The 24955-nt window shown below is 50.7% G+C and carries 22 protein-coding genes and 2 pseudogenes; 12 read left to right on the top strand and 12 right to left on the bottom strand.

Annotated features, from left to right (window positions below; all coding sequences use genetic code 11):
- Positions 1-34 precede the first annotated feature (34 nt).
- Entirely contained in the window at positions 35-559 is a 525-nt protein-coding gene (gene sodC, locus LOZ86_RS10015; RefSeq protein ID WP_039480709.1) for a superoxide dismutase family protein, read from the top strand.
- Between the two features lie 67 nt (positions 560-626).
- Here sodC and LOZ86_RS10010 read toward each other — a convergent pair whose 3' ends face one another.
- Together LOZ86_RS10010 and LOZ86_RS10005 are read right to left on the bottom strand one after the other, a co-directional pair.
- Positions 627-1946, bottom strand: coding sequence for an ABC transporter substrate-binding protein (locus LOZ86_RS10010; protein ID WP_039480707.1), 1320 nt, complete (start codon positions 1944-1946; stop codon positions 627-629).
- A gap of 111 nt (positions 1947-2057) precedes the next feature.
- Complete coding sequence (locus tag LOZ86_RS10005; protein WP_039480704.1) at positions 2058-3353, bottom strand: Gfo/Idh/MocA family oxidoreductase; 1296 nt, start codon at positions 3351-3353, stop codon at positions 2058-2060.
- A 403-nt stretch (positions 3354-3756) separates the two neighbouring features.
- Here LOZ86_RS10005 and ogt point away from each other — a divergent pair, with 403 nt between their 5' ends.
- From ogt to uspE, 3 genes are all read left to right on the top strand, one after another.
- Positions 3757-4293 (top strand): methylated-DNA--[protein]-cysteine S-methyltransferase, encoded by a 537-nt coding sequence (gene ogt, locus LOZ86_RS10000; RefSeq protein WP_039480701.1) that lies wholly within the window; start codon positions 3757-3759, stop codon positions 4291-4293.
- A gap of 281 nt (positions 4294-4574) precedes the next feature.
- Positions 4575-5321, top strand: a complete 747-nt coding sequence (gene fnr / locus LOZ86_RS09995) for a fumarate/nitrate reduction transcriptional regulator Fnr (RefSeq protein ID WP_005968491.1) — start codon at positions 4575-4577, stop codon at positions 5319-5321.
- Between the two features lie 190 nt (positions 5322-5511).
- Entirely contained in the window at positions 5512-6462 is a 951-nt protein-coding gene (gene uspE, locus LOZ86_RS09990; protein WP_039480699.1) for a universal stress protein UspE, read from the top strand.
- 140 nt (positions 6463-6602) lie between these two features.
- Here the strand turns inward: uspE and pntB are convergent, their stop codons facing one another.
- The gene (gene pntB / locus LOZ86_RS09985) at positions 6603-7991 is read right to left on the bottom strand and encodes a Re/Si-specific NAD(P)(+) transhydrogenase subunit beta (RefSeq protein ID WP_039480696.1); all 1389 of its coding nucleotides are present in this window, start codon (positions 7989-7991) and stop codon (positions 6603-6605) included.
- 10 nt (positions 7992-8001) lie between these two features.
- Positions 8002-9531, bottom strand: a complete 1530-nt coding sequence (pntA, locus tag LOZ86_RS09980) for a Re/Si-specific NAD(P)(+) transhydrogenase subunit alpha (RefSeq protein WP_039480693.1) — start codon at positions 9529-9531, stop codon at positions 8002-8004.
- Positions 9532-10111: 580 nt separating this feature from the next.
- Between pntA and ydgH the strand changes: the two genes are divergently transcribed.
- Positions 10112-11065: a DUF1471 family protein YdgH gene (gene ydgH, locus LOZ86_RS09975; RefSeq protein ID WP_039480689.1), complete on the top strand. Its 954-nt coding sequence runs from the start codon at positions 10112-10114 to the stop codon at positions 11063-11065.
- A 174-nt stretch (positions 11066-11239) separates the two neighbouring features.
- On the opposite strand, the gene kdsA is transcribed toward ydgH, so the two are convergent.
- From kdsA to hemA, 6 genes are all read right to left on the bottom strand, one after another.
- Positions 11240-12094, bottom strand: coding sequence for a 3-deoxy-8-phosphooctulonate synthase (gene kdsA, locus LOZ86_RS09970; protein WP_039480687.1), 855 nt, complete (start codon positions 12092-12094; stop codon positions 11240-11242).
- A gap of 70 nt (positions 12095-12164) precedes the next feature.
- A complete protein-coding gene (sirB1, locus tag LOZ86_RS09965; protein ID WP_010304662.1) occupies positions 12165-12974 on the bottom strand; it encodes an invasion regulator SirB1 in 810 nt (269 codons plus the stop codon).
- Positions 12975-12976: 2 nt separating this feature from the next.
- Complete coding sequence (locus LOZ86_RS09960) at positions 12977-13378, bottom strand: SirB2 family protein (protein WP_039480684.1); 402 nt, start codon at positions 13376-13378, stop codon at positions 12977-12979.
- Between the two features lie 5 nt (positions 13379-13383).
- Positions 13384-14229: a peptide chain release factor N(5)-glutamine methyltransferase gene (prmC, locus tag LOZ86_RS09955; protein WP_039480682.1), complete on the bottom strand. Its 846-nt coding sequence runs from the start codon at positions 14227-14229 to the stop codon at positions 13384-13386.
- Complete coding sequence (prfA, locus tag LOZ86_RS09950; RefSeq protein WP_039480678.1) at positions 14229-15311, bottom strand: peptide chain release factor 1; 1083 nt, start codon at positions 15309-15311, stop codon at positions 14229-14231. Before prfA ends, prmC begins: the two co-directional genes overlap by 1 nt.
- A gap of 33 nt (positions 15312-15344) precedes the next feature.
- Positions 15345-16601, bottom strand: a complete 1257-nt coding sequence (hemA, locus tag LOZ86_RS09945; RefSeq protein WP_039480675.1) for a glutamyl-tRNA reductase — start codon at positions 16599-16601, stop codon at positions 15345-15347.
- Between the two features lie 231 nt (positions 16602-16832).
- Here hemA and lolB point away from each other — a divergent pair, with 231 nt between their 5' ends.
- The 3 genes from lolB to prs all read left to right on the top strand — a co-directional run bounded on the left by lolB (position 16833) and on the right by prs (position 19417).
- The gene (lolB, locus tag LOZ86_RS09940) at positions 16833-17456 is read left to right on the top strand and encodes a lipoprotein insertase outer membrane protein LolB (protein ID WP_039480672.1); all 624 of its coding nucleotides are present in this window, start codon (positions 16833-16835) and stop codon (positions 17454-17456) included.
- A gap of 3 nt (positions 17457-17459) precedes the next feature.
- Positions 17460-18332, top strand: a complete 873-nt coding sequence (gene ispE, locus LOZ86_RS09935; protein WP_039480669.1) for a 4-(cytidine 5'-diphospho)-2-C-methyl-D-erythritol kinase — start codon at positions 17460-17462, stop codon at positions 18330-18332.
- A gap of 137 nt (positions 18333-18469) precedes the next feature.
- Positions 18470-19417 carry a ribose-phosphate diphosphokinase gene (gene prs, locus LOZ86_RS09930; protein WP_010274915.1) on the top strand — a complete coding sequence of 316 codons (948 nt, stop codon included), beginning with the start codon at positions 18470-18472 and terminating at the stop codon, positions 19415-19417.
- A gap of 289 nt (positions 19418-19706) precedes the next feature.
- Here the strand turns inward: prs and ychH are convergent, their stop codons facing one another.
- Positions 19707-19976: a stress-induced protein YchH gene (gene ychH / locus LOZ86_RS09925; RefSeq protein WP_039480667.1), complete on the bottom strand. Its 270-nt coding sequence runs from the start codon at positions 19974-19976 to the stop codon at positions 19707-19709.
- A gap of 314 nt (positions 19977-20290) precedes the next feature.
- On the opposite strand from ychH, the gene pth reads away from it, so the two are divergent.
- The 4 genes and pseudogenes from pth to LOZ86_RS09905 form a co-directional block, all read left to right on the top strand.
- A complete protein-coding gene (gene pth, locus LOZ86_RS09920) occupies positions 20291-20878 on the top strand; it encodes an aminoacyl-tRNA hydrolase (RefSeq protein ID WP_039480664.1) in 588 nt (195 codons plus the stop codon).
- A 129-nt stretch (positions 20879-21007) separates the two neighbouring features.
- A complete protein-coding gene (ychF, locus tag LOZ86_RS09915; RefSeq protein WP_039480662.1) occupies positions 21008-22099 on the top strand; it encodes a redox-regulated ATPase YchF in 1092 nt (363 codons plus the stop codon).
- Between the two features lie 97 nt (positions 22100-22196).
- Positions 22197-22872 (top strand): annotated as a pseudogene (locus tag LOZ86_RS09910) (tyrosine-type recombinase/integrase); the annotation flags it as partial.
- Positions 22873-23026: 154 nt separating this feature from the next.
- A pseudogene (locus LOZ86_RS09905) lies at positions 23027-23386 on the top strand (cell filamentation protein Fic); the annotation flags it as partial.
- Between the two features lie 36 nt (positions 23387-23422).
- Here LOZ86_RS09905 and LOZ86_RS09900 read toward each other — a convergent pair.
- Positions 23423-24936 (bottom strand): IS3 family transposase gene (locus LOZ86_RS09900; RefSeq protein ID WP_230243130.1). Its coding sequence is split into 2 segments (ribosomal slippage): positions 23423-24489 and positions 24489-24936, totalling 1515 coding nucleotides; the frame shifts between segments, so codons are not numbered across the junction.
- Positions 24937-24955 lie beyond the last annotated feature (19 nt).

Raw genomic sequence — 24955 nt, 5'->3', positions numbered from 1 at the left:
TCCTTTACACTCACCCCCTAAGAGGCAAAAGGCAATGAAACTGAAGGCACTTATCCTGACAGGCGTGTTCTTTTCCTGTTCCACCTTCGCGGCAGATACCACGGTGACGCTAAATGAAGCGCTGCCAACGGGAGCGGGAAACAGCATCGGGGAGATATCCATTACGGAAACGCCGTACGGCCTGCTTTTCACGCCGAATCTGAAGGGATTGGAAGCGGGGATTCACGGGTTCCATGTGCATGAAAATGCCAGCTGTGAACCTGCCGAGCAAGACGGTAAGTCAGTTCCCGCACTGGCGGCAGGCGGCCATCTCGATCCGAAAAAAACCGGTAAACACCTTGGGCCTTATAACGATCAGGGGCATTTGGGCGACCTCCCCGGTCTGGTCGTGAATGCGGATGGAACATCAACCTATCCGATTCTGGCTCTTCGGATAAAATCGCTGTCTGAAGTAAAAAATCACGCGCTGATGGTTCACGCCGGTGGAGATAACTACGCTGACATGCCAGCAAAACTGGGCGGTGGCGGTGCCAGAATGGCGTGTGGTGTGATTAAGTAAAGCGTAGCGTTCGAGAAATGCGATGCCATATCGTTTTTGACATGGCATCGCACATTAACAGCGGTAGTTAGCGGATAGCACGTTTTAATATACGGTTAGCGCCGTTCAGAAAATCATCAGCAACTTTATTCACTTCTCCGTTACCGTAATCCAGTTTTTGCAGACTGCTTGTCCACAGCTGAACCAACTCCTGATTTTCCATAAACGGTGAAACGGGCACCTTAGACGCCGGTTGCTCCGCTGCCGCCCGATAGGCATTCGCTAACAGATTACCGGGGTTGATCACGCCGATATCTTCCAGCAATTTTTGCGCTTTCGGGTTAGCAGGCATCCCGTTTTGCAATCCTAATGCTTTCACGCCTTCCGGGTTACTCAGCATGAAACTCATCAGAATCGCCGCCTCTTTAGGATGCTTGCTGTTCTTGCTGATGGCGAACAGCGAAGACGGTTTGGTGGTCAGCCCTGAATCTTTGGCATTGGGCATGGTGAGGAACGGCCCGGTTTCCAGCACCGCATCCTTCGGCATATTGCTGGAATAGGTATAGATGGCTGAATCCCATAAATACATCCCGGCTAATTCACCGTTAATCCAGGGGCGAATTTCATAGACGTTGGTGCGGCCGAACGAGGAGAAATAGCGCTGATCGGGTATCACATGGGAATCAACCAGCTTTTTATAAAAGCTGAAGAGTTCCCGTACCTGATCGCGGCTATAGGCAATGCTCTGCTTTTTCTCATCGATCATATCAATGCCGTATTTCTGTGCCATGTAACTACGGCCGAGCGTCAAAATATCCAGCACATCGCTTGAACCTTGAGCAACGCCAAGCGGGTAATAATTGTCGCCCAGTTTTTGTTTAAACACCGGGCCAGCGGCAAACAGCTCATCCCAGGTTTGCGGGTAGGCGACGCCTGCTTTATCCCAGGTGGTTTTGTTGTAAATCATGCTACGGGACGTCATGGAAATAGGGAGACCTTGCAGCTTCCCTTTTACGTCCGCCGTTTTCAGGGCGCTAGGCGGAAAATCTCCAAGCCCCAGCACCTCTTTTTGCTTATTCAAATCATAAAAGCCGTCGCCATTGCGTGAAAACTGCGGCAGCCAGTTCCAGTCAATACGCATGACATCAGGTTCTTGTCCACCCGCCATCTGGGTTGATAAGCGGGAGAGATAGCCGTCCCAGCCAGCATATTCGGCTTTGACGGTAATCGTCGGATTGGCTTTTTGGAACGCGTTAATAGCAGCGAGTGTCGCCTCATGCCGCTGATTGCCACCCCACCAGGAGATACGGATCTCGGCGGCGTCAGCAGAGTGAGAAAATGCCGCGCCCACCGGAAGCGCAGCACAGAGCAGGAGTAGGTGAGATAATTTTTTCCGTGTTTTCGCCATAATAGAACCCTTATAATAGTATTCGGAGGTTTCCACCCGTCTGCCGGTATGCAGACAGACGGGTACTACGGATGCGGAAGCGTTTTCTGCCTGAAATGGCAGGTACTCTGATTAATTCCCTCTTTTCAGGTTAACGGCCAGTTCGCTTATTTTCACTGGCAGTTCGGTGCGTAATGATCGATTGGCAGCGATGCCAGTTAAAATAGACATTGCCCCATCACGATAATCTGCTGCGCGATGTAATGGATCGGGTTCCGGTGTACCAAACAGATCGTTTAACATGACCTGATCGCCGCCGCCGTGTCCGCCAGATTTAAATTCAACCGGTACGACATAAGGCTCGTCAAACATCGGATAGATCTTTATTTCACATTCATTCAGCGCACCTTCATCCTCTTTTTGTCCGCCTCCGTTTACATAAGATTTTTCTACCAGTTTCATTTCTAACCGGCCCTTGCTGCCATTAAACATCACATTCAGCCCTTCCCAGGGCAAATAGGCGTTTAATGAGTACGTCATGATGGCTTTGCTCTTATAGCGCACCATCACACCTAACACATCTTCAATATTAATACCGTCATCGAACACGCTTTTATCGCGGTAATAGCCGTCTTCATGTTCGGCGTCTAAATATAAGGCGGTCAGCTGTTCGCTTTTATTCATATGCAGCGCAAACGGATCGTTTTCTGCCGCCGCGCTATTATGTGAACGGGAATAAAATTCTGTGACACCGCGCGCTTCAGCATTCGCTTTACCGTAAAAACGTAAATCGCCCTGCGCATAGACCGTTTCCGGTTCGCTATTCAGCCAGAAATTCACCAGATCAAAATGGTGCGTGGATTTGTGTACCAACAGCCCGCCGCTATTGCGTTTGTCACGGTGCCAGCGACGGAAATAATCCGCCCCGTGCTCGGTATTCAGCAGCCACTCAAAGTGAACGGAATAGACTTCGCCAATCACGCCAGCAGCAATTAATTCACGGACTTTGCTGTGATGCGGTGCATAGCGGTAATTAAAGGTCACACGCAATTGACGGCCAGTACGGTCAATCGCATCGATAATCGCCTGACATTTTTCTTCATCAATCGTCATCGGCTTTTCACTGATGACATCACAGCCTAATTCCATTGCCCGGATAATATAGTGATGATGCGTACGATCCAGAGACGTCACAATAACCACATCCGGCTTGGTTTCCGCGATCATCTGCTCAAACTGTTCGGCGAGGTACGTCGGCACATTATCGTGTCCATATTTATGGACAATCTGGTTGGCGTAATTCATTCGCGTCTGGTTGGTATCGCAAAAAGCAACAAACTGTCCCTGATCCTGATAATCCCTGGCGATCGACTCCAGATAAAGGCCCGCGCGGCCTCCCGTTCCCACTACGGCATATTTTTTTTTCATTCTGCGCATTTCCTCCAAATAACGTAGGGCACATAGCTATTCATACAGCCTTTGCCATAAAAAAATAAAACATCCCAACCTCGTTCACCTTCATATTATTGCCATGTGATGATGTTGTCTGGCAGTAAGATGAAGATTGGCATGTTCCATCTCTCATAAATACAAATTGAGCATCTTCCACATTAACAATTGATTTTATTAGCAATATTAGATGGATGGCATCTCATACCTCACGTTGGAGGTGCATTGCCTTTCTTCAGTGTTCGTACGTCAACGGAATTCGTTCTGACGGGATGCCGATCGCCACATTCAAACTTTATTTTCAATCCGCCTGAGGATGCCGGATAATCGACACGTCACTCACGAGAGAAGCAAGAAAGCGACGAGCGCGTAAGGAATTACTATGCAGACTTTTTTTCAGGACACGATGGCAACCCCGCTTGGAGAGTTATTGATTATTGCGGATGAAAATAATCATTTGCGTGCCGTCGAGTGGCGCGAGTATGAAGACGATTTATTTCGCTCGCTCAATCGCCGTTATCGAAATGATCCCTTTTCGTTACAGTCGCGTCATAATCCCGGTGGTCTGACAGAGAGCCTGCAACGCTATTTTGAGGGTGAATTAGCGATTATTGATACGCTACCCGTTGCTTCTGTCGGGACCGAATTTCAACAGCAGGTCTGGCAGGAATTACGTCGAATCCCTTGTGGAGAAATTACCACATACGGCGAGCTCGCGACGCTGCTGGGACGCACCGGCGCAGCGCGTGCAGTCGGCATGGCAAACGGCTCAAACCCTGTCAGCATCGTGGTTCCGTGCCATCGTGTTATCGGTACTGGCGGTGCGTTGACGGGCTATGCGGGTGGCATTCACCGTAAGCAGTGGCTGCTCACTCACGAAGGCTATTTACCTAAACCGCTATTTGTTTCAACAGAATAGTTTGCCGTTATAATTTTACGCTTCGCGACACACGAAAATGCCTTCCGAATTGCCTATCATCGTAAGTGATTCGGATTAATCAACGTGTTAACCGTTCGGTAACGTAATGGACGAAAATATTATCGCCACACGGGATTTATATATCGGAATATTTTCCAGCAAAATCGAAAAATTATAGTTAGTTCACTATTTATTGGTCTATTCCGGTGATTATCGGTCTTATCAGAGCCGATAAAAGCTGTTAAAATTGACCAATATCAATTATTGCCTGAGCAAAGCCTATGATCCCGGAAAAGCGAATTATCCGACGCATCCAGTCTGGCGGTTGTGCAATCCACTGTCAGGATTGCAGTATCAGTCAGCTATGCATCCCTTTCACCCTGAATGAACACGAGCTCGATCAGCTCGACAACATCATTGAAAGGAAGAAGCCTATCCAGAAGGGGCAGGCGCTGTTTAAGGCTGGCGATGAACTGAGATCGCTATACGCCATCCGCTCCGGTACGATAAAAAGCTATACCATCACGGAGCAAGGCGACGAGCAGATCACCGGTTTTCATCTGGCGGGTGACTTGGTGGGCTTTGATGCTATCGGTACAGCCCAACACCCGAGCTTCGCGCAGGCGCTGGAAACCTCAATGGTCTGCGAGATTCCTTTCGAGACGCTGGACGATCTCTCAGGGAAAATGCCTAACCTGCGCCAGCAGATGATGCGTCTGATGAGCGGCGAAATCCGTGGCGATCAGGACATGATTCTGCTGCTGTCGAAAAAGAATGCTGAAGAGCGTCTGGCGGCCTTTGTCTACAACCTCTCCCGCCGTTTCGCTCAGCGTGGTTTCTCGCCGCGTGAGTTCCGTTTGACCATGACGCGTGGTGATATCGGTAACTATCTGGGGCTGACCGTTGAAACCATCAGCCGTCTGCTGGGGCGTTTCCAGAAAAGCGGTACGCTGGCGGTAAAAGGAAAATACATCACGATCGAAAATATTGATGCGCTTTCCGAATTAGCCGGTTCCTCACGCAAATAATCTTTCCAGCCTAACTATTTGACGTTGCCGCTTTTTTTACTGTGGCAACGTCAATTTTATCCCCTCTTTTCCGCCTCATCCGTGATATTTCCTATTTTGTTATTCTGCGGCTTATCTCTGTTGTCCAAAACGATTCCATTGCGGTACTCTTGAATGACAGGCTGTGGAGTAACAGCTGTTTGGAGGAGCTATGGCAAAGTATCAGAACTTACTGGTAGCTATTGACCCAAATCAGGATGACCAACCAGCACTGCGTCGGGCGGTTTATCTGGTTCAGCGACTTGGCGGCCGTATCAAGGCATTTCTGCCGATTTATGATTTCTCTTATGAAATGACCACCCTACTTTCCCCCGATGAACGGGTGGAAATGCGTCAGGGCGTTATTCAGCAGCGGACCGAGTGGATTGCGGAACAGTGCAAATACTACCTTGACGCTGGCGTGTCGATAGAAATCAAAGTGGTGTGGCACAATAAACCCTTTGAAGCCATTATCCGGGAAGTCATTGCCGGGCAACATGACCTGTTGTTGAAAATGGCACATCAGCACGATCGGCTGGAAGCGGTTATCTTTACGCCAACCGACTGGCAACTACTGCGCAAATGCCCTTGCCCTGTGTGGATGGTGAAAGATCAGCCCTGGCCAGTCGAAGGCCGTGCGCTGGTTGCCGTCAATCTGGCTAGCGAAGACCCTTATCACGATCCGCTCAATATCAAACTGGTATCGGAAACGCTGGAGCTGGCACAGCAGGTTGACCAGACCGAGGTTCATCTGGTCGGTGCCTACCCTGTTACCCCCATCAATATCGCCATTGAACTGCCTGATTTCGATCCCAGCGTCTACAACGATGCGATTCGAGGGCAGCACCTTATCGCCATGAAATCGCTAAGGCAGAAATTCAGCCTGGATGAACGCGTGACGCACGTAGAAAAAGGGTTGCCGGAAGAAGTGATTCCCGATCTGGCGGAGCATTTGCAGGCGGGTGTCGTGGTGTTAGGCTCGCTGGGTAGAACCGGCCTTTCCGCGGCCTTTATCGGCAACACCGTCGAGCATGTTATCGACCACTTGAAGTGCGATTTACTTGCGATCAAACCCGATGATTTCGTGTCACCAATTACGCTCGAAGAAGGCGACAACAGCTGATTGCTGGTGTCATCACACTCAGCACCAAATAATGCCAGCCTCAGCGCTGGCATTATTTTTTGGCGATGTCATGCATCGCTATACTTAAGATGTAAAAAAGGGGCGAAATCGCCCCTTTCGTTTTCTACTTCCTGCCACGCTTACAGCGCTTTCAGAATCGCCTCAACGCTATCTTTGGCATCGCCAAACAGCATCTGCGTGTTTTCTTTAAAGAACAGCGGGTTCTGTACGCCAGCGTAACCGGTGTTCATGGAACGCTTGAACACGATGACATTCTGCGCTTTCCACACTTCCAGCACTGGCATGCCAGCGATTGGGCTGTGTGGATCTTCTTGCGCCGCCGGGTTAACGGTGTCATTCGCGCCAATGACCAGAACGGTATCGGTATCGGTGAAATCGTCGTTAACTTCATCCATTTCCAACACGATGTCGTAAGGGACTTTTGCTTCAGCCAACAGCACGTTCATATGGCCAGGCAGACGTCCTGCAACCGGGTGGATACCAAAGCGAACCTTGATACCACGCGCACGCAGTTTTGCGGTGATATCATGCACAGGGTACTGCGCTTGTGCGACGGCCATACCGTATCCTGGCGTGATGATGACTGAGGTCGAATTCTTCAGCAAATCAGCCACATCTTCCGCTGAAGCCTCACGATATTCACCCACCTCTTCGCTTTCACTAGAGGAAACGCCATCCGTACCAAAACCACCGGCAATCACGCTGATAAAGGAACGGTTCATCGCTTTACACATGATGTAAGACAGAATCGCACCAGAAGAACCCACCAGAGCACCGGTCACGATCAGCAGGTCATTGCTCAGCATGAAGCCCGCTGCTGCTGCTGCCCAACCGGAGTAGGAGTTCAGCATAGAAACGACTACTGGCATGTCCGCGCCGCCAATCGATGCAACCAGATGCCAGCCAAATACCAGTGCAATAGCCGTCATCAGGATCAGCACCAGTACCTGCAACGCCACGCTGCCTGTATTGACGAAAACCAGCAGCAGCAGGAAGGACACAATCAGCGCCGCCAGATTCATTTTATGGCGATGAGGCAGCATCAGTGGCTTGGAGGAGATATTGCCACGCAGTTTACCGAACGCGATCACCGAGCCCGTGAAGGTCACGGCACCGATGAAGATACCCAGAAAGACTTCCGTCAAATGGATATTGACCATCACCGGATCGGTGATTTCACCGTGATCGAGGAAGCTGTTAAAGCCAACCAGTACCGCAGCCAAGCCCACAAAGCTGTGAAGAACTGCGACCAGTTCTGGCATTTCGGTCATTTCAACCTTACGCGCCAGATAAATACCGATTGACCCACCGATCGCCATCGCGACGATAATCCAACCTACGTTGCCAGAATCCGGCCCCAGAATCGTCGCGATCAGCGCAAGCGCCATACCGCTGATACCAAAGATGTTCCCTTGTTGCGACGTTTCGTGCTTGGACAACCCAGCCAAACTGAAAATAAAGAGAATTGCGGCAACAATGTATGCAGCAGTTACTAATCCACCAGACATGTGTTACCCCTTAGTTTTTACGGAACATTTTCAGCATGCGCTGAGTCACGGTGAAACCACCGAAAATATTGATGCTGGCGATCAATACGGCAATGAATGAGAAGAACGACACCCATCCACCGTGGCCGATCTGCAACAATGCTCCGACAACGATAATGCCTGATATTGCGTTAGTGACTGACATCAATGGCGTGTGCAATGCGTGGCTGACATTCCAGACCACGTAATAGCCCACCACGCAGGACAGCGCAAAAACGGTAAAGTGAGACAAGAACTCTTTAGGCGCAACATCGGCCAGCCAGCCAAACAGCAGGATAGCGATCACGAGGAAGGCATATTTCTTCCACGGCGACGTCGGTTTAGCTGCTTCCTTCACCACCGCAGCGGCGGGTTTTGCCTGCTGTGGCTGTGCGGAAACCTGAATCGGCGGTGCTGGCCAGGTGATTTCACCGTCTTTAATGACGGTCACACCGCGAATCACGGTATCGTCAAAATCGACGTCGATTTCGCCATTTTTCTCTTTGCAGAGTAATTTCAGCAGGTTAACCAGGTTCGTGCCGTAAAGCTGAGAAGATTGCGTCGGCAGACGGCTAGGCAAATCGGTGTAACCGATAATTTTGACGCCGTTTTCCGTCACGGTGATGCGATCGGCTACGGTCAGTTCGCAGTTCCCGCCTGTTTGCGCCGCTAAATCGACAATCACGCTGCCGGGCTTCATGCTCAGCACCATTTCTTTGGTGATCAGGCGTGGTGCCGGCTTTCCAGGGATCAGGGCGGTAGTGACGATAATGTCGACGTCTTTTGCCTGAGCGGCAAACAGTTCCATTTCCGCTTTGATAAAGGCTTCGGACATAACTTTGGCATAGCCGTCGCCGCTGCCTGCTTCTTCTTCAAAGTCGAGTTCGAGGAACTCAGCCCCCATGCTCTTAACCTGCTCTTTTACTTCAGGGCGGGTATCAAAAGCACGCACGATAGCACCTAAGCTACCTGCGGCACCGATCGCAGCCAAACCAGCCACGCCAGCACCGATAATCATGACCTTAGCAGGCGGAACCTTACCTGCAGCGGTAATCTGTCCGGTAAAGAAGCGGCCAAATTCGTGGGCGGCCTCAACGATGGCACGGTAGCCCGCGATGTTAGCCATCGAACTGAGCGCATCCAGTGACTGCGCGCGCGAAATACGCGGCACGGAATCCATCGCCATCACCGTCACCTGACGGGCAGACAGCTTCGCCAGCAGTTCTGGGTTCTGCGCTGGCCAGATAAAGCTGACAACCGTACTGCCCGCTCGGGTCAGTTCGATTTCATCATCCTGCGGCGCATTCACCTTCAGGACAATATCGGCTTGCCAGACTTCCGAACTGTCAACAATTGACGCACCGACTTCTTCATATGCCGCATCGTCAAAACTTGCCAGTTTTCCCGCTTCACGTTCTATCGAGACCGTAAAACCCAGTTTCAGCAGCTGTTCAACCGTTTTCGGCGTCGCTGCTACACGGGCTTCATTGGCCAACCGCTCTCTTGGTACACCAATACGCATGCTGATACCCTTTTCGCTTATTTTTAACGAAGGTTATTATTCTCACCCTATTCTGTTATACGAATTCGCCGAGACCTACCGCACCCTGTATCCTCACATTCACGCGGTAGGAAGAGGGTCTTATCATCTTCTTACCACACGTTTTTTGAGGCGTCTCACTGTAGGCGAACTCATTTATAACGTACTGAAAATGTGATCGATGATCCATAAATAAAATGAATTTCACAGAAAAGCCGAGTTATCACAGGTTCTGCCGACCTTTCTTGGTCGAAAATCATGGTTTTCTCCGCCTTTTGTAGCATTATTACAGAAGTATTTTTCTGGGCTGTTTCACAAAAATGACGTGTTACAAGGTTGTTAACGCGATAAATTGTATAAATATCCCTTATGATGCTAAAACAATCATTAACCGTTATTATTAGCACTTTTCTTGTTGCGAGCCGAAGTATCATGGCTTTTCAGCCCGCTGAAAATGCTAAAGCACAAGAATTTATTCCGTGCGATAATCAGCCCTATTCCGTTACAGGTTGATTGCTATACCTTAAATAATTCGAGTGGCAGGAAGGCGAAAGGATTTTTTATGAAGCTGAAGACTACTGTTATTGCATCCACATTGTTGTTATCACTCTCAGCATTTTCAGCGCAGGCTGCACAGGAACTTACGCCTGAGCAGGCAGAATCCCTGCAACCCTTTGAACGAATTACGTTTAAAGGACGTTTTAACGCGATCAATGAAGCGGTAGCCGCAGCCTCAAAACGCGCCGACAAGCTGGGTGCAGAGTCGTTTTATGTACAAGCGATGGATGACGCTAATTCGAGTGGCAACTGGAATGTCACGGTCGACCTGTATCGCAAAGATGCACCAAAGGCGAATCAGGACGTCCAATTCCGCACCTTCTACGGTGTGAAAGAGCTGCCGAAAGATGTGGCGTACGGGTTGGAACCCTATGACACGGTAACCGTTGGCGGATTCTTCCGCAGCCAACCGGACGTGAACGACGCCATTGCGAAAGCGGCAAAAGAGAAAAATGCCGATTCGTTCTACATCGTTCGTCAGGTTGATGTGAATTCGAATAGCGGCAACCAAAAAATTACCGCCTACATTTATAAAGCTGACGCACCGAAGCGCCAGACCCAGAGTACCGACGTCATCCCTGCAGATTCTGATGCAGGCCGTGCCGCGTTGGCTGCGGGTGGTGCAGAAGCCGCCAAAGTGGAAATTCCTGGTGTTGCCAACTCTGGCAGCCCTAGCCGTAACGTAGGTAATTTCTTCGAAACGCAGTCGTCAAAAGGTGGACGTTACACGGTAACGTTAGCGGATGGTTCCCAAATTCAGGAACTGAACAATGCTACGGCAGCGCAGATGGTGCCTTTCGATTCGATTAAATTCCGCGGCAACTACACCAACATGACGCAGGTGTCTGAAGCCGTTGCTAAACGTGCAGGCGAGAAAGGGGCTAAGTATTACCACATCACCAGACAGTGGGAAGGTAAAGGCAACAACCTCACGATCAGCGCCGACCTCTATAAATAACCGCCATCACGCTGTGTCGTAGAAAACGCCGAACGTTATAAACACAAAAACCCGCGATATCGCGGGTTTTTTATGGCGAGCGTCCTGCCCGCCACCCTGCGGGCCGTCGCAAGCGACGTTGAAAAACGTTCCCTACGTTTTTTTACGTCAACAATCAATCGACTGTGAGTAAGATTACTTGCTGGTATCCAGTTCTGGGAAGTTTTTCACCAGATCGTCAATCGCTTTGATCTGTTGCAGGAACGGTTCCAGCTTATCCAGCGGCAGCGCAGATGGACCATCACACTTCGCATTCGCAGGATCTGGATGAGCTTCAATGAATAGCCCCGCCAGACCGACAGCCATACCAGCACGCGCCAGTTCAGTGACCTGTCCACGACGGCCACCAGACGCCGCACCAAACGGGTCGCGGCACTGCAACGCATGTGTCACGTCAAAAATCACCGGCGCACCGTTAGAAGCGTGCTTCATGACATTGAAGCCCAGCATATCGACAACCAGATTGTCGTAACCGAAGTTGCTGCCGCGATCGCACAGAATCACCTGATCGTTGCCACCTTCGATGAATTTGTCGACGATGTTACCCATTTGCCCCGGGCTGACGAACTGCGGTTTTTTCACGTTGATTACTGCACCGGTTTTCGCCATTGCTTCCACCAGATCGGTTTGACGCGCCAAAAATGCAGGAAGCTGGATCACATCAACGACATCAGCAACGGGCTGGGCCTGATGTGATTCATGCACGTCAGTGATAATTTTTACGCCAAAGGTCTGTTTCAGTTCCTGGAAGATTTTCATCCCTTCTTCCAGACCTGGACCACGGTAAGAGTGAATCGAGGAGCGGTTAGCCTTATCGAATGACGCCTTGAACACGTAAGGAATGCCCAACTTCTGCGTGACCGTGACGTAATGCTCACAAATGCGCATCGCCAGATCGCGTGATTCAAGAACATTCATGCCGCCAAACAGCACAAAAGGCAGATCGTTGGCGACTGGGATATCCCCTATCTTGACCACTTTATTCGTCATACTTTTACCTTCATGTCGGGAAATAAATTAACGTAACTGCAAAACGGTTTCTTAATGTAAGACTGTTTTTTTAATGCAAGACAATCTGTTTCTGCTCTATCGAGTGAATCTGTACTTTTATCATTTCACTCACCGGATCTTCCGGGCACTGTTCAACGAAATAGTTGAGATCGGACAGCGCAATATGGTCGCAATCCAGTTGAGCATAAATCAGGCCGCGATCGCGGATTTCGTAAGGGTCGTCCGGGTCAAACTGCAGCACCGCTTCGCTAGCTCTCAACGCCAGCTCCATCTGTTTTTCTTCCATCAGGGCAACTTTCAGCGTGTCGAGCATTTTACGCACGATCAGGACATTCTCAGCTTCATCCAGATCTTCATCCAGCAGACGAGTTGACGGGCCAATATTACCTTTCAGCCACACTTCCAGAACGTGCTCACTCAGCGTATCGCCATTTAGCGGATTGATCAGCCACATCTCTTCATCAAGCCAGTCGGCACGCAGAATCAACTGTGTCGGGAAAATCACCGGCATCAGCGGCAGACCAAGCTCATTGGCGATATGCAGAAAGATGATACCCAGCGACACAGGCAGGCCCTGACGAGATTCAAGCACCTGATCCAGCCACAGTGCATCAGACAGGCGATAAACGCCGCCCGCACCGCCGAATCCCCAGGTGTGATAAAACAGCTCAATCAGTTTTTCAAGCTGAAGATCTTGCTCAAGGCCGTCAGGAATAGCGGCTCGGGCGCTCTCAACCAGCTGTTGCAGATTTTGCCGCACATCCTGAGCGGGAAAGTCGCGGCGAATCGCCTGTGAAACCAACACGACACCATCACTTAGCAGTGACTGGTTGAATTCAAAATCAGCAATAGCACTCATAATTATTCCATCAGCAACGGTGACTGCGTCAGTGCCAACAGCACGACCACACCAAAGCATATTAAAGCAGATACAAACGCCAGCCAGCGAACGTTCTGACTACGGGGGCGTTTCCCCAAGGCGATAGCGCCAAGAAGGATATAAATGATAACGCCAAACAGTTTTTCCGTCAGCCAGCTTTGCTCGGGAGTAAACGGATACGTATGGCTGAGAACGATTAAACCAATACCGCTGATTAATAACAAGGTGTCGTTAATATGCGGCAGGATTTTCACCCAGCGCTGTTGCAGCATAGCGGATTGCCGGCACAGCCAAAAAAAACGAATTACAAACAGAGAAATACTGATGCCAACCGTTGCCAGATGCAGATATATCGTGGCTGGGTAAAGAGAGATCACGTCCATTGCTCCTAATAAATTGGGGTATCCAACCAGCGTCCTAACGACACGCGGTCATTGCCACCATAGTCCTGACAAGTTTCTATTTGTGTAAATCCTCGGGCCTGCAATAGCTGACGCACCGCGTCAGCCTGCTGCCAGCCATGTTCTAGCAGCAGCCAGCCACCGGCGTCTAAATACTGCGGAGCGGATTCAATAATGGTACGTAGATCCGCCAGTCCGTTATCGGCAGCAATCAGCGCGCTGGCAGGTTCAAAACGGACATCTCCTTGCGACAGATGCACATCATCCGCATCGATATAGGGTGGGTTACTGGCGATAAGCGCAAAGCGCGTGTGATCAAGCGGTGAATACCAGCTTCCAGATAAGAAATGGGCGTTATCGAGCCCCAATTGCTGGGCGTTTTTTGTCGCTAACGCCACGGCATCGGGTTGAACATCAACGCCAGTCACCCGGCAATCACACCGTTCACTGGCCAGCGCCAGCGCGATCGCGCCGGTTCCCGTGCCCAAATCCAGAACGGCACACGGCGTTTGAGGCAAGCGTAGCAAGGCTTGTTCGACCAGACATTCGGTATCAGGCCGAGGAATCAGCGTGGCGGGTGAAACGGCCAGCGGCAGTGACCAGAACTCGCGCACGCCAATCAAATAAGCGATAGGTTCTCCCTGTTCACGACGCGCCAGCAGTTCAGTTAATTGCTGCTGTTCTGCCGCGTTCAGCTCAGTTTCACCAAACGCCAGCAGGAACGTGCGGGACTTGCCAGTCACAAAGCCCAGCAAAATCTCCGCATCTCGCTTCGGGCTTTCTCCCGCTACGAGCTGCGCCGTAGCCGAGATTAACCAATCCTGATACGTCATTATTCCTGCTCGGACAACGCAGCAAGCTGATCGGCCTGGTATTCCTGCACGACCGGTTGAATCAGCGTGTCCAGTTTCCCTTCCATGACTTCATCCAGCCGGTAAAGCGTCAGGTTAATACGGTGATCGGTCACCCTTCCCTGTGGGAAGTTGTAAGTACGGATGCGGTCTGAGCGATCGCCACTACCCAGCAGGTTACGGCGCGTTGACGCTTCTTCCTGCTGACGTTTATGTACTTCTGCTGCGCGAATACGGGCCCCCAACACAGACAGCGCTTTAGCTTTGTTTTTGTGCTGTGAGCGCTCGTCCTGACACTCCACGACAATACCGGTTGGCAAGTGGGTAATACGGATGGCGGAATCGGTGGTGTTAACGTGCTGACCGCCCGCGCCAGAAGAGCGGAAGGTATCGATACGTAAATCTGAAGGGTTGATTTCTGGCAGTTCGGCTTCCGGCACGGCTGCCATGACGGCGACCGTACAGGCTGACGTATGAATGCGCCCTTGCGATTCCGTGGCAGGAACGCGCTGCACACGATGGCCGCCGGATTCAAATTTGAGCTGGCCGTACACGCCGTCGCCGGAAATTTTGGCGATAACCTCTTTGTAACCACCATGTTCACCATCGCTGGCGCTCACCACCTCAACACGCCAACGGCGTGATTCGGCATAACGGCTGTACATACGGAACAGATCGCCGGCAAAGATCGCTGCTTCGTCGCCGCCCGTTCCGGCGCGCACTTCCAGAAAACAGCCGAGCTCATCGTCGGGATCTTTCGGCAACAATAGCACCTGAAGCTGCTGCTCCAGTGCTTCAATTGTTGCTTTGCTTTCTTTCAACTCTTCCTGAGCCATATCGCGCATTTCAGGATCGTCCAGCATCATTTCTGCGGTTTGCTGATCCTCTTGCGCCTGCTGCCATTGCTGGAAACAGCGGGTAATATCAGTGAGCTGCGCATATTCTCGCGACAACGCGCGAAAGCGATCCATATCAGCGATGACGCTGGGCTCACCGAGTAACGCCTGGATTTCTTCATGGCGTTCTTGTAACGCTTCCAGTTTAGCAACAATAGAAGGCTTCATGCGGGCGGTTAAATCCTGTAATAGAGATGAATGCTAGTCCAGCCCAAGGCTGTCACGTAAAATTTGTAACCGGTTTTGGTCGCCGTCACGAGCGGCTTGCTGAAGAGATTTGGTCGGCGCGTGAATCAGACGATTGGTCAAACGGTGTGTCAGTTCCTGAATCACCGCTTCAACGTCATTGCCTTGTTGGATGGCAGCCAGCGCCTTGGCCGTCATTTCCGCACGCAATTCATCGGCCTGAGCACGATAATCGCGAATGGTCTCCACCGCGGACTGCGCACGCAGCCACGCCATGAAGTCGGAGCTTTCCTGCTGCACGATAGATTCAGCCTGTACCGCTGCTGCTTTGCGCTGCGCGAGGTTATGCTGAATGATCGCGTGCAGATCGTCCACACTATAGAGATAAACGTTCGGCAATTTGCCGACTTCAGGCTCAATATCACGTGGCACCGCAATATCCACCATCAGCATTGGCTGATTCCGTCTCGCCTTCAGCGTCCGTTCCATCATCCCTTTTCCGATAATCGGCAACGTACTTGCCGTTGAACTGATCACGATATCGGCCTGAACGAGTTGTTCGTCCAGCTCTGCCAGCGTGATGACTTCTGCGCCGACTTCCGTTGCCAGCGCTTGTGCGCGTTCACGGGTGCGGTTTGCAATCACCATTTTCTGTACTTTGTGCTCGCGAAGATAGCGAGCGACCAATTCAATGGTTTCTCCGGCACCAACCAGCAGCACCGTGACATCCGATAGTGACTCAAAGATCTGCCGCGCCAGCGTACAGGCAGCAAACGCCACCGACACCGCACTGGCGCCGATATCCGTTTCCGTACGAACGCGTTTGGCCACGGTAAAGGATTTCTGAAACAGCCGCTCCAGCTCGCTGGACAAGGAATGACCACGCTGTGATTCGGCAAACGCTTTCTTCACCTGCCCTAAAATCTGTGGTTCGCCTAACACCAGAGAGTCCAGACCGCTGGCAACGCGCATCAGATGGCTAACGGCAGCATTATCCTGATGCCAATACAGGCTGCCGTTGACCTCTTCCGGGCGCAATTGATGATATTCACACAGCCAGCGAATCAGTTGTTCACGCTGGTTTTCCTGTTCGTCAACGCTAAGGTAGAGTTCTGTGCGATTGCAGGTAGACAGCACAACGCCGCCCTGCACCAGCGGTTGCTGTAACAGACTGTCGAGGGCCACACCGAGTTTATCTGGTGAGAACACAACACGTTCACGCAGAGAAACCGGTGCGGTTTTGTGATTAATACCAAGCGCAAGCAGGGTCATTAGGCTGTTTCTGAGTAATACCGGTCTTAGTATGGATTTCGTTTGAACCGCATTCTACTTGATGCAGGAGTGCAATAAAAGCGACAGCACGCGATACACCTCGTCTGAGGTAGTCACTTTTTGACAAAAAATAATAAATGCCATTAACGAATAACAACCATTGACGCTGAGCGGTAAGCCCGTTAGCGTGACGTATTTCACGGACTTCGTTCATTACAGGATACGATCGATATGCCAACCAAAACCGTCCGATGCCTGCGTTTACTGCCTTTAACCAGCGTATTGCTCGCCGCCTGTAGCATTAATCAACCAACCCAAACGGGCACAAGCCCCACCTCGCCAGAGTGGCAACAGCATCAGCAAAAAGTCCAGCAGCTCAGCCAATATCAGACGCGCGGCGCTTTTGCCTATATCTCCGATAGTAAAAGAGTATCAGCCAATTTCTTCTGGCAGGACACACCGCCGCAGCGTTATCGGCTGCTGCTGACTAACCCGCTCGGTAGCACCGAATTAGAACTGCGTGCCCAACCTGACGGCGTGCAAATCACCGACAATCAGGGCAAGCGTTACGTGGGTAAAGATGCCGAATACATGATTCAGCAACTGACCGGCATGGCGATCCCGCTGAACAATCTGCGCCAGTGGATTCTCGGCATTCCAGGTGATGCCACCGAATTCACGCTGGATGAACGCTATTTGCTGAAAACCATCACCTATCGGCAAGGCAACCAAAACTGGAATGTCAGCTATCAGAGCTACAACACTGAGTTAACGCCTCCGCTGCCAACCAGTCTGGAACTGGTTCAGGGCGAACAGCGTATTAAGCTGAAGATGAATAACTGGATGGTTAAATAAGCGATGCAACCGACGGTTATCGAGACATGGCCTGCCCCCGCCAAACTGAACCTGTTTCTTTATATTACCGGCCAGAGAGAGGACGGGTATCACCTGCTGCAAACGTTATTCCAGTTTCTGGATTACGGTGACACCCTGACGATTCGACCGCGTGATGACGACCAGATTAACCTGCTTACTCCTGTCGACGGTGTAGAGAACGAGCAAAACCTGATCGTCCGCGCAGCACGCTTATTACAGCAACACTGCGAACGCGACAATATTCGCCCTGCCCAGTTCGGCGCAGACATCAGTATTGAGAAATGTCTGCCGATGGGCGGCGGGCTGGGCGGCGGTTCATCCAATGCAGCGACCGTTTTGGTCGCCCTCAACCATTTGTGGCAAAGTGGGCTGAACGTGGATACGTTGGCCGAGCTGGGGCTGCAATTGGGTGCAGATGTTCCCGTCTTTGTTCGTGGGCATTCTGCCTTCGCCGAAGGCATTGGCGAGCGGTTAACCCCCGCAAATCCGCCAGAGAAATGGTATCTGGTCGCTCACCCTGGCGTAAGTATTGCCACACCGTTGATTTTCAGCGATCCTGAGTTGACGCGGAATTCGCCAATTCGTGATTTAGAAACTTTATTAAACCAGACCTTCGTCAATGATTGTGAAGCTATCGCAAGAAAACGTTTTCGTGAGGTTGAACAGCTACTTTCATGGCTGCTAGAATATGCCCCGGCGCGCCTGACTGGAACGGGGGCTTGTGTGTTTGCAGAGTTTGACACCGAGTTCGCAGCCTGTCAGGTGCTTGACCAGGCCCCGGAATGGTTAAACGGTTTCGTCGCGAAAGGTGTTAATATCTCTCCGTTACACCGTACGCTCTCTGGGCAACGTTAGGTTTTGCCACACACCGGCTGCCATGCGGCCAGTCTGTAGCAAACTTAATTCATACACCCGTATGCATGTTGTACCTGTTGTTTTTCCTTGCTTGGCAGGTGCAATATTTCTCTGGACGCAAGCCTGAGGTTCTTCTCGTGCCTGATATGAAGCTTTTTGCTGGTAACGCCATCCCGGAACTAGCACAACGTATTGCCAACCGTTTGTACACTAGCCTTGGCGACGCCGCTGTCGGTCGTTTTAGCGATGGCGAAGTCAGCGTGCAAATCAATGAAAATGTACGCGGTGGTGATATTTTCATCATCCAGTCCACCTGTGCACCCACCAATGACAACCTGATGGAACTGGTTGTGATGGTCGATGCTCTGCGTCGCGCTTCCGCGGGACGTATTACCGCCGTTATCCCCTACTTCGGCTATGCCCGTCAGGATCGTCGCGTGCGTTCCGCACGTGTGCCAATCACCGCGAAAGTCGTTGCTGACTTCCTGTCCAGCGTGGGTGTTGACCGTGTTCTGACAGTGGATCTGCACGCTGAGCAGATTCAGGGTTTCTTCGATGTGCCGGTAGATAACGTATTTGGTAGCCCGATCCTGCTGGAAGACATGTTGCAACAGAATCTGGAAAACCCGATCGTGGTTTCTCCTGATATCGGTGGCGTTGTGCGTGCCCGCGCAATCGCTAAACTGCTGAACGATACCGACATGGCGATCATCGACAAGCGCCGTCCGCGTGCCAACGTTTCTCAGGTGATGCACATCATCGGTGACGTCGCTGGCCGTGACTGTGTGCTGGTTGATGATATGATCGACACCGGCGGTACGCTGTGTAAAGCGGCGGAAGCGCTGAAGGAACGTGGGGCTAAACGTGTATTCGCTTATGCCACACACCCAATCTTCTCAGGCAATGCTTACGAGAACATCAAGAACTCTGTGATTGATGAAGTGATTGTCTGCGATACCATTCCGCTGGCGGAAAACATTCGTTCACTGCCGAATGTTCGTACGCTAACGCTGTCCGGGATGTTGGCCGAAGCGATTCGTCGTATCAGCAACGAAGAATCCATTTCTGCGATGTTTGAGCATTAATCGCCGCTGATCGGGTAACCGTTCAAAAACGATAATGAAGGAGCCACCTGTAACAAGGTGGCTTTCTTATTTCTATACACGTCATACTTCAAGTTGCATGTGCGTTGGCTTCGTTCACTCACCCGAATCACTTACTGAAGTAAGCTCATCGGGATTCCTTCCCTTGCCGCCTGCCTGAAACTCGAATTATTTAGTGTATATCGCTGTAAAAAACAAAAAACCGCCATAGCGAGGCTACAGCGGCTCTATTATTTCATTTTCATTAACGCCACAATGACGTCATTGACGGTTATGGATGACGCTGGCGGCGGCAACGCTTATCAAAGTGCTTAACCCACCAATAACGGTCTGCAACTTCTTCACGCCCGCTAATACGCGCCCCCGCCAACCAAAATATTGCACCAGAAAAAATACTGACCAGATCAATGTAAGTCATATATTCAGGAACATTCAGTTTCGGGAACTGGCTGGCGATAGAAAAACCGATGCCGCCAATCATCATGATCATCCCGATACCCATCAATACATTACCTAGTACTGTCATGTTCTTGCGTTTCATCTGCCACCTCCAGATTAATTCTGTGGATGAATCGGAGTGCCATTACTGTTTACTGTCTTATTATTGATGTAATTATAGACAATAATGTACTTAGATGATTGCGGGAGGGATCACAGATAAGGGGAATGATTAATATTTTTTTACGTTTAAACAAACAAATAGACAAAAATCCGAATAATCACATCACTAAACAAATAACAATACTTTTACATTCCGACATGGAGATTTTGCTATCGACTACGCGGTGTGTAAACTAGCGCTCTCGTTTATCACGCGACCCTGCGTCAGTTTAAGCACGTAATCTGGAATATACCGTGAGCAGCATTAAATTAATTGTCGGCCTGGCGAATCCCGGCGCTGAATACGCCGCCACCCGCCATAATGCGGGCGCCTGGTTTGTCGATCGTCTGGCCGAGTCTTACCGTCAGCCGCTGAAAGAAGAAAGTAAGTTTTATGGTTACACTTCCCGCCTGAATCTGGCTGGGCAAGATGTACGCCTGTTGGTTCCCACCACGTTCATGAACTTGAGCGGCAAAGCCGTCGCGGCAATGGCCACCTTCTACCGCATCCAGCCTGATGAAATTCTGGTTGCACACGATGAACTGGATTTATTACCGGGAATTGCCAAACTTAAGTTGGGCGGCGGACACGGCGGCCATAACGGTCTGAAAGACATCATCAGTAAATTGGGTAACAACCCGAACTTCCATCGTTTACGCATCGGTATCGGCCATCCGGGCGATAAAAGCAAAGTGACCGGTTTTGTGCTGGGCAAACCGCCGACGAGCGAGCAGACGCTGATCGACGATGCCATTGATGAAGCCGTACGCTGCACAGAAATCCTGATGAAAGAAGATATGATCAAAGCGATGAACCGCTTGCATGCCTTTAAAGCGGCATAATCTGGTCAGAATGCGGATAGCAGATCGAGATAAATCGCCATTCCGTGTATAATCGGCCGAAATATTTCCATTCTGACAGGCAAGAGATAGTAATTGTCTGATTAATAAGTTATTTAAGGTGATATAAACATGGGATTCAAATGCGGTATCGTTGGGCTGCCTAACGTCGGTAAATCCACTCTGTTCAATGCGCTGACCAAAGCCGGCATCGAAGCGGCCAACTTCCCGTTTTGTACCATCGAGCCGAACACCGGCGTAGTGCCAATGCCCGATCCACGTCTGGACAAGCTGGCTGAAATCGTTAAGCCGCAGCGTATCCTCCCTACCACCATGGAATTTGTTGATATCGCCGGTCTGGTAAAAGGCGCGTCCAAAGGTGAAGGTTTGGGTAACCAGTTCCTGACCAACATTCGTGAAACGGAAGCCATCGGCCACGTTGTACGCTGCTTCGAAAACGACAACATCATCCATGTAAACAACAAAGTTGATCCAGCTGATGACATCGAAGTCATCAACACTGAATTAGCACTGTCTGACCTCGACACCTGTGAACGCGCCATTCATCGCGTGCAGAAGAGAGCCAAAGGCGGCGATAAAGACGCTAAAGCTGAGCTGGCCGCGCTGGAGAAATGTTTACCGCAGTTGGAAAATGCTGGCATGCTGCGCTCGCTGGATTTAAGCGATGAAGATAAAGCAGCTATCCGCTACCTGAGCTTCCTGACGCTGAAACCAACGATGTACATCGCTAACGTCAACGAAGACGGTTTCGAAAACAATCCATACCTCGATAAAGTGCGTGAAATCGCCGCCGCTGAAGGTTCTGTCGTTGTGGCCGTCTGCGCCGCCGTTGAATCGGATATTGCCGAACTGGATGATGCAGACCGTGAAGAATTCATGGCTGAGTTAGGGTTAGAAGAGCCGGGCCTGAATCGCGTAATCCGTGCGGGCTATGAACTGCTGGATCTGCAAACCTACTTCACCGCTGGCGTGAAAGAAGTTCGTGCCTGGACCATCCCTGTCGGCGCAACCGCCCCGCAGGCCGCCGGTAAGATTCACACCGACTTCGAAAAAGGCTTCATCCGCGCCCAGACTATCGCCTTTGAAGATTTCATCACCTACAAAGGTGAACAAGGCGCGAAAGAAGCCGGAAAAATGCGTTCAGAAGGCAAGGAATACATCGTAAAAGATGGCGATGTGATGAACTTCCTGTTCAACGTCTAATTCGCTTTGTCTCATGAAGTTTTAGCGAGCCTCATGAAGACCAACAAAAACCATAAAATCCACGCGTTTGCGTGGATTTTTCTTTTCATAGTGTCTCACGTTATCTCATGACAGCGATCCTGTCTGGCCGGTGCGTAAAGCTCTTCCGGCAAACAAAACACAGCACAAACAAGCATTGAATCCGCAGCAAATTGGGAAGCTGTTAAGCTGCTTTGACAATAGTCGAGGCTCATATCAGGTTAACTATTGCATGTGGCTAATGTGGTGGACGCTGGCTCGTCCAGCAGAAGCCACTGAAGCGGAGTGGGCAGAAATCGATCTAGATAATGCCCTCTGGACCATTCCGGCAGCGCGAATGAAAGCCCGAAGAGAACATGTTATTCCCCTTCCCTCCCAAGCTGTCAAAATGCTCAGAACACTACAGGGATTAACCGGGCATCGGCAGCACCTTTTCCCGGGAAGAGATAATCCGCTAGGCCCAATGACATCGCACTCTCTACGTCAACTACTTAAAAATCTCGGCTGGAGTGGCACTTACAGCCCCCATGCCACCAGAACTACAGGGAGTACGCGTTTAATATTGGCCAGATGCTATTGAGGCTCAGCTTGCGCATGCTGATACCAACAATATTCGTCGCACATATAACCATGCGACCTATCTTGGTGAACGTGAAGTGATGATGCAGGAATGGGCAGATAAGCTTGATGTATGGGTAAGAAGCACTGACATTAGTACTGATGTTTCGCAAACGATGATGCTGCGTGTGTCATGATTGATAAATAACGATTTTTTTCATAAATATGATAAAAGCTATAAATTAACTTAAATTTATTTAACTAACTGATTCTACCATAATTTTTTGCCATTCATACTTGGCGTTATACATCTCTCTGATGTCCATCCCTCCATTGACACAGAGCACCTCCATGAGCCGATACCAGGTATCCAGCAGTGAGGGCCAATATGAGAAAGGCTCTGGTGAGCAAGTTTTGGCTAATAAGCTGGGGATCGCTACTTCTGATGAGATGGATGGGGCTGAACTTGTCCTGTTAGAACAACTCTACCAGTCCGTTTTTGAAGAACAGTTCCCGGAAGGTCAAATCAGCGTAGCCATGCTAAAAAGCTGGCACCGCCGTTGATTAGGTAACATCTACGAGTGGGCTGGACAAGAAAGAACTGTGAATATCAGCAAGGGCGGCTTTATGTTTGCCCTCTCATTACAGTTGCCAAAACTGCTAAACGAATTCGACACCAGGTATCTGGCTCAATACACGCCGTGTAGTGGACGGTAAGTGTCAAGGAAGTTGGCACCCTTGGTTAATTTAAGCCGCCTGTTTTTCCCGTTCCGGATTCAACGTTACCGGGCCTTCCGGCTGCCAGTTTCTTGTCTTCCCTGACCAGCGCTCAGGATGCGCTTTCTGTGCCTGACGATACAGTTCATCCCGCTGGGTCAGCAGAGCTCTGTCTTTACCACGACGTCGTTCTGCCGGTGTCACATAGCGTATTCCACTGTGACGATGCTCTTCGTTATACCAGTGGGTAAATTTATCCACCCACTGACGTGCCTCACTCAGCGTTCTGAACCCCGACGAGGGCCACTGTGGCACATATTTCAGCGTCCGGAACAGCGACTCTGCATACGCATTATCATTACTGACTCGCGGTCTGCTGTGAGACGCTGTGATATTCAGTTCATGTAGTTTCATCCGCAGCGTCTGCGATTTCATCGCCGCACCATTATCAGCATGTAACACCAGGGGCTGACGCCAGCAGCCTTCCCGTATCACGCTACGTTGCATCAGTGCCGCTGCCTGTTCACCACTTTCCGTCTCATACACCTCATAACCGGTGATTTTTCGGCTGTACAGGTCGAGTATCATATACAGATAAAACCAGCGACCACGCACTACAGAGGGTAGCCAGGTGATGTCCCACGACCACACCTGACAAGGCCCGGACGCTATAAAGGTTGTCGGTGCTGATACCTTCTGCTGCCGTGCCTGACGTCCTCTGCGATGGACTTCACCTGAGCGACGCAACACCCGATAGAATGTTGACTCACTGGCCAGGTAAATACCTCTGTCGGCCAGGCGCGGCACGATTTGTGAGGGGGGAAGGCTGGCATATTCCGGTTCATGACAGACATCCCGTATCCGGTTTTCTTCCTCCGGACTCAGCCGATTAAACGGCACGGCTCTTACCGCCTCAGCTCGCCGGTCACGGGGAAAGCACTGCCAGCGTCGCCAGGTACGCAGGCTGATGTTGACTTCACGGCAGGCAATGGCAAGTCTCGCTCCCGAGGTTACCGCTTCATTTATCCAGAGAATAAACTGCTGTCGCTCACCTTCAGGTGTCAGTCGTCCCCGTCGGCTTCCCCGTAGTAGTCTGTAAGCTTTTTTCGCAATACCAGTATGGCTGCCGCCTCCGCAAGGGCCTTTTCTTTACGAAGCAGCTCTTTTTTCAGCTGTTTAATTTCTTTCTGACTCTGTTTCAGGGCAGCGTTATCACCGGGGTTTTCAGTCTGCATAAAGCCCTGTTTCCACTGAATAAGTTGCTCCGGGTAGAGTCCTTTCTTGCGGCAGTATTCCGCAATTTCTGCCTCACTGAACGTGGCGGTTTCGACTATCACGGCAAAGCGTGCTTCTGCTGACCACTGGTCTGTTGTTTTCTCTGCTCCGGGCACGGGTTTTCCCTCTGATCTAGCCTGATTTCGCCAGTTATAGAGGGTAGCTTCGGATATTCCTTCCATCTGTGCAACAGCAGCCACGGTCATATTGTAGGGTGGCAGCAGTTTTGCCAGTATGCTGGCTTTTCGTTCAGGGGAAATACGTTTCATTTGTCATTCTGTAGTCCCT

Origin of the sequence: Pectobacterium parvum, from assembly GCF_020971565.1 — a bacterium.
In the GTDB taxonomy this organism is placed as follows: Bacteria; Pseudomonadota; Gammaproteobacteria; order Enterobacterales; family Enterobacteriaceae; genus Pectobacterium; species Pectobacterium polare.
The sequence above is the reverse complement of the archived record's forward strand: the minus strand, read 5'-3'. Positions and strand labels throughout refer to the sequence as shown.

Coding starts and splice junctions, on each gene's coding strand:
- prfA (WP_039480678.1), bottom strand. CDS start 15,311: ATGAAGCCTTCTATTGTTGCTAAACTGGAAGCGTTACAAGAACGCCAT.
- fnr (WP_005968491.1), top strand. CDS start 4,575: ATGATCCCGGAAAAGCGAATTATCCGACGCATCCAGTCTGGCGGTTGT.
- prmC (WP_039480682.1), bottom strand. CDS start 14,229: ATGACGTATCAGGATTGGTTAATCTCGGCTACGGCGCAGCTCGTAGCG.
- ispE (WP_039480669.1), top strand. CDS start 17,460: ATGCAACCGACGGTTATCGAGACATGGCCTGCCCCCGCCAAACTGAAC.
- sodC (WP_039480709.1), top strand. CDS start 35: ATGAAACTGAAGGCACTTATCCTGACAGGCGTGTTCTTTTCCTGTTCC.
- ydgH (WP_039480689.1), top strand. CDS start 10,112: ATGAAGCTGAAGACTACTGTTATTGCATCCACATTGTTGTTATCACTC.
- uspE (WP_039480699.1), top strand. CDS start 5,512: ATGGCAAAGTATCAGAACTTACTGGTAGCTATTGACCCAAATCAGGAT.
- ogt (WP_039480701.1), top strand. CDS start 3,757: ATGCAGACTTTTTTTCAGGACACGATGGCAACCCCGCTTGGAGAGTTA.
- ychH (WP_039480667.1), bottom strand. CDS start 19,976: ATGAAACGCAAGAACATGACAGTACTAGGTAATGTATTGATGGGTATC.
- pntB (WP_039480696.1), bottom strand. CDS start 7,991: ATGTCTGGTGGATTAGTAACTGCTGCATACATTGTTGCCGCAATTCTC.
- pntA (WP_039480693.1), bottom strand. CDS start 9,531: ATGCGTATTGGTGTACCAAGAGAGCGGTTGGCCAATGAAGCCCGTGTA.
- kdsA (WP_039480687.1), bottom strand. CDS start 12,094: ATGACGAATAAAGTGGTCAAGATAGGGGATATCCCAGTCGCCAACGAT.
- hemA (WP_039480675.1), bottom strand. CDS start 16,601: ATGACCCTGCTTGCGCTTGGTATTAATCACAAAACCGCACCGGTTTCT.
- sirB1 (WP_010304662.1), bottom strand. CDS start 12,974: ATGAGTGCTATTGCTGATTTTGAATTCAACCAGTCACTGCTAAGTGAT.
- ychF (WP_039480662.1), top strand. CDS start 21,008: ATGGGATTCAAATGCGGTATCGTTGGGCTGCCTAACGTCGGTAAATCC.
- LOZ86_RS10005 (WP_039480704.1), bottom strand. CDS start 3,353: ATGAAAAAAAAATATGCCGTAGTGGGAACGGGAGGCCGCGCGGGCCTT.
- LOZ86_RS10010 (WP_039480707.1), bottom strand. CDS start 1,946: ATGGCGAAAACACGGAAAAAATTATCTCACCTACTCCTGCTCTGTGCT.
- LOZ86_RS09960 (WP_039480684.1), bottom strand. CDS start 13,378: ATGGACGTGATCTCTCTTTACCCAGCCACGATATATCTGCATCTGGCA.
- lolB (WP_039480672.1), top strand. CDS start 16,833: ATGCCAACCAAAACCGTCCGATGCCTGCGTTTACTGCCTTTAACCAGC.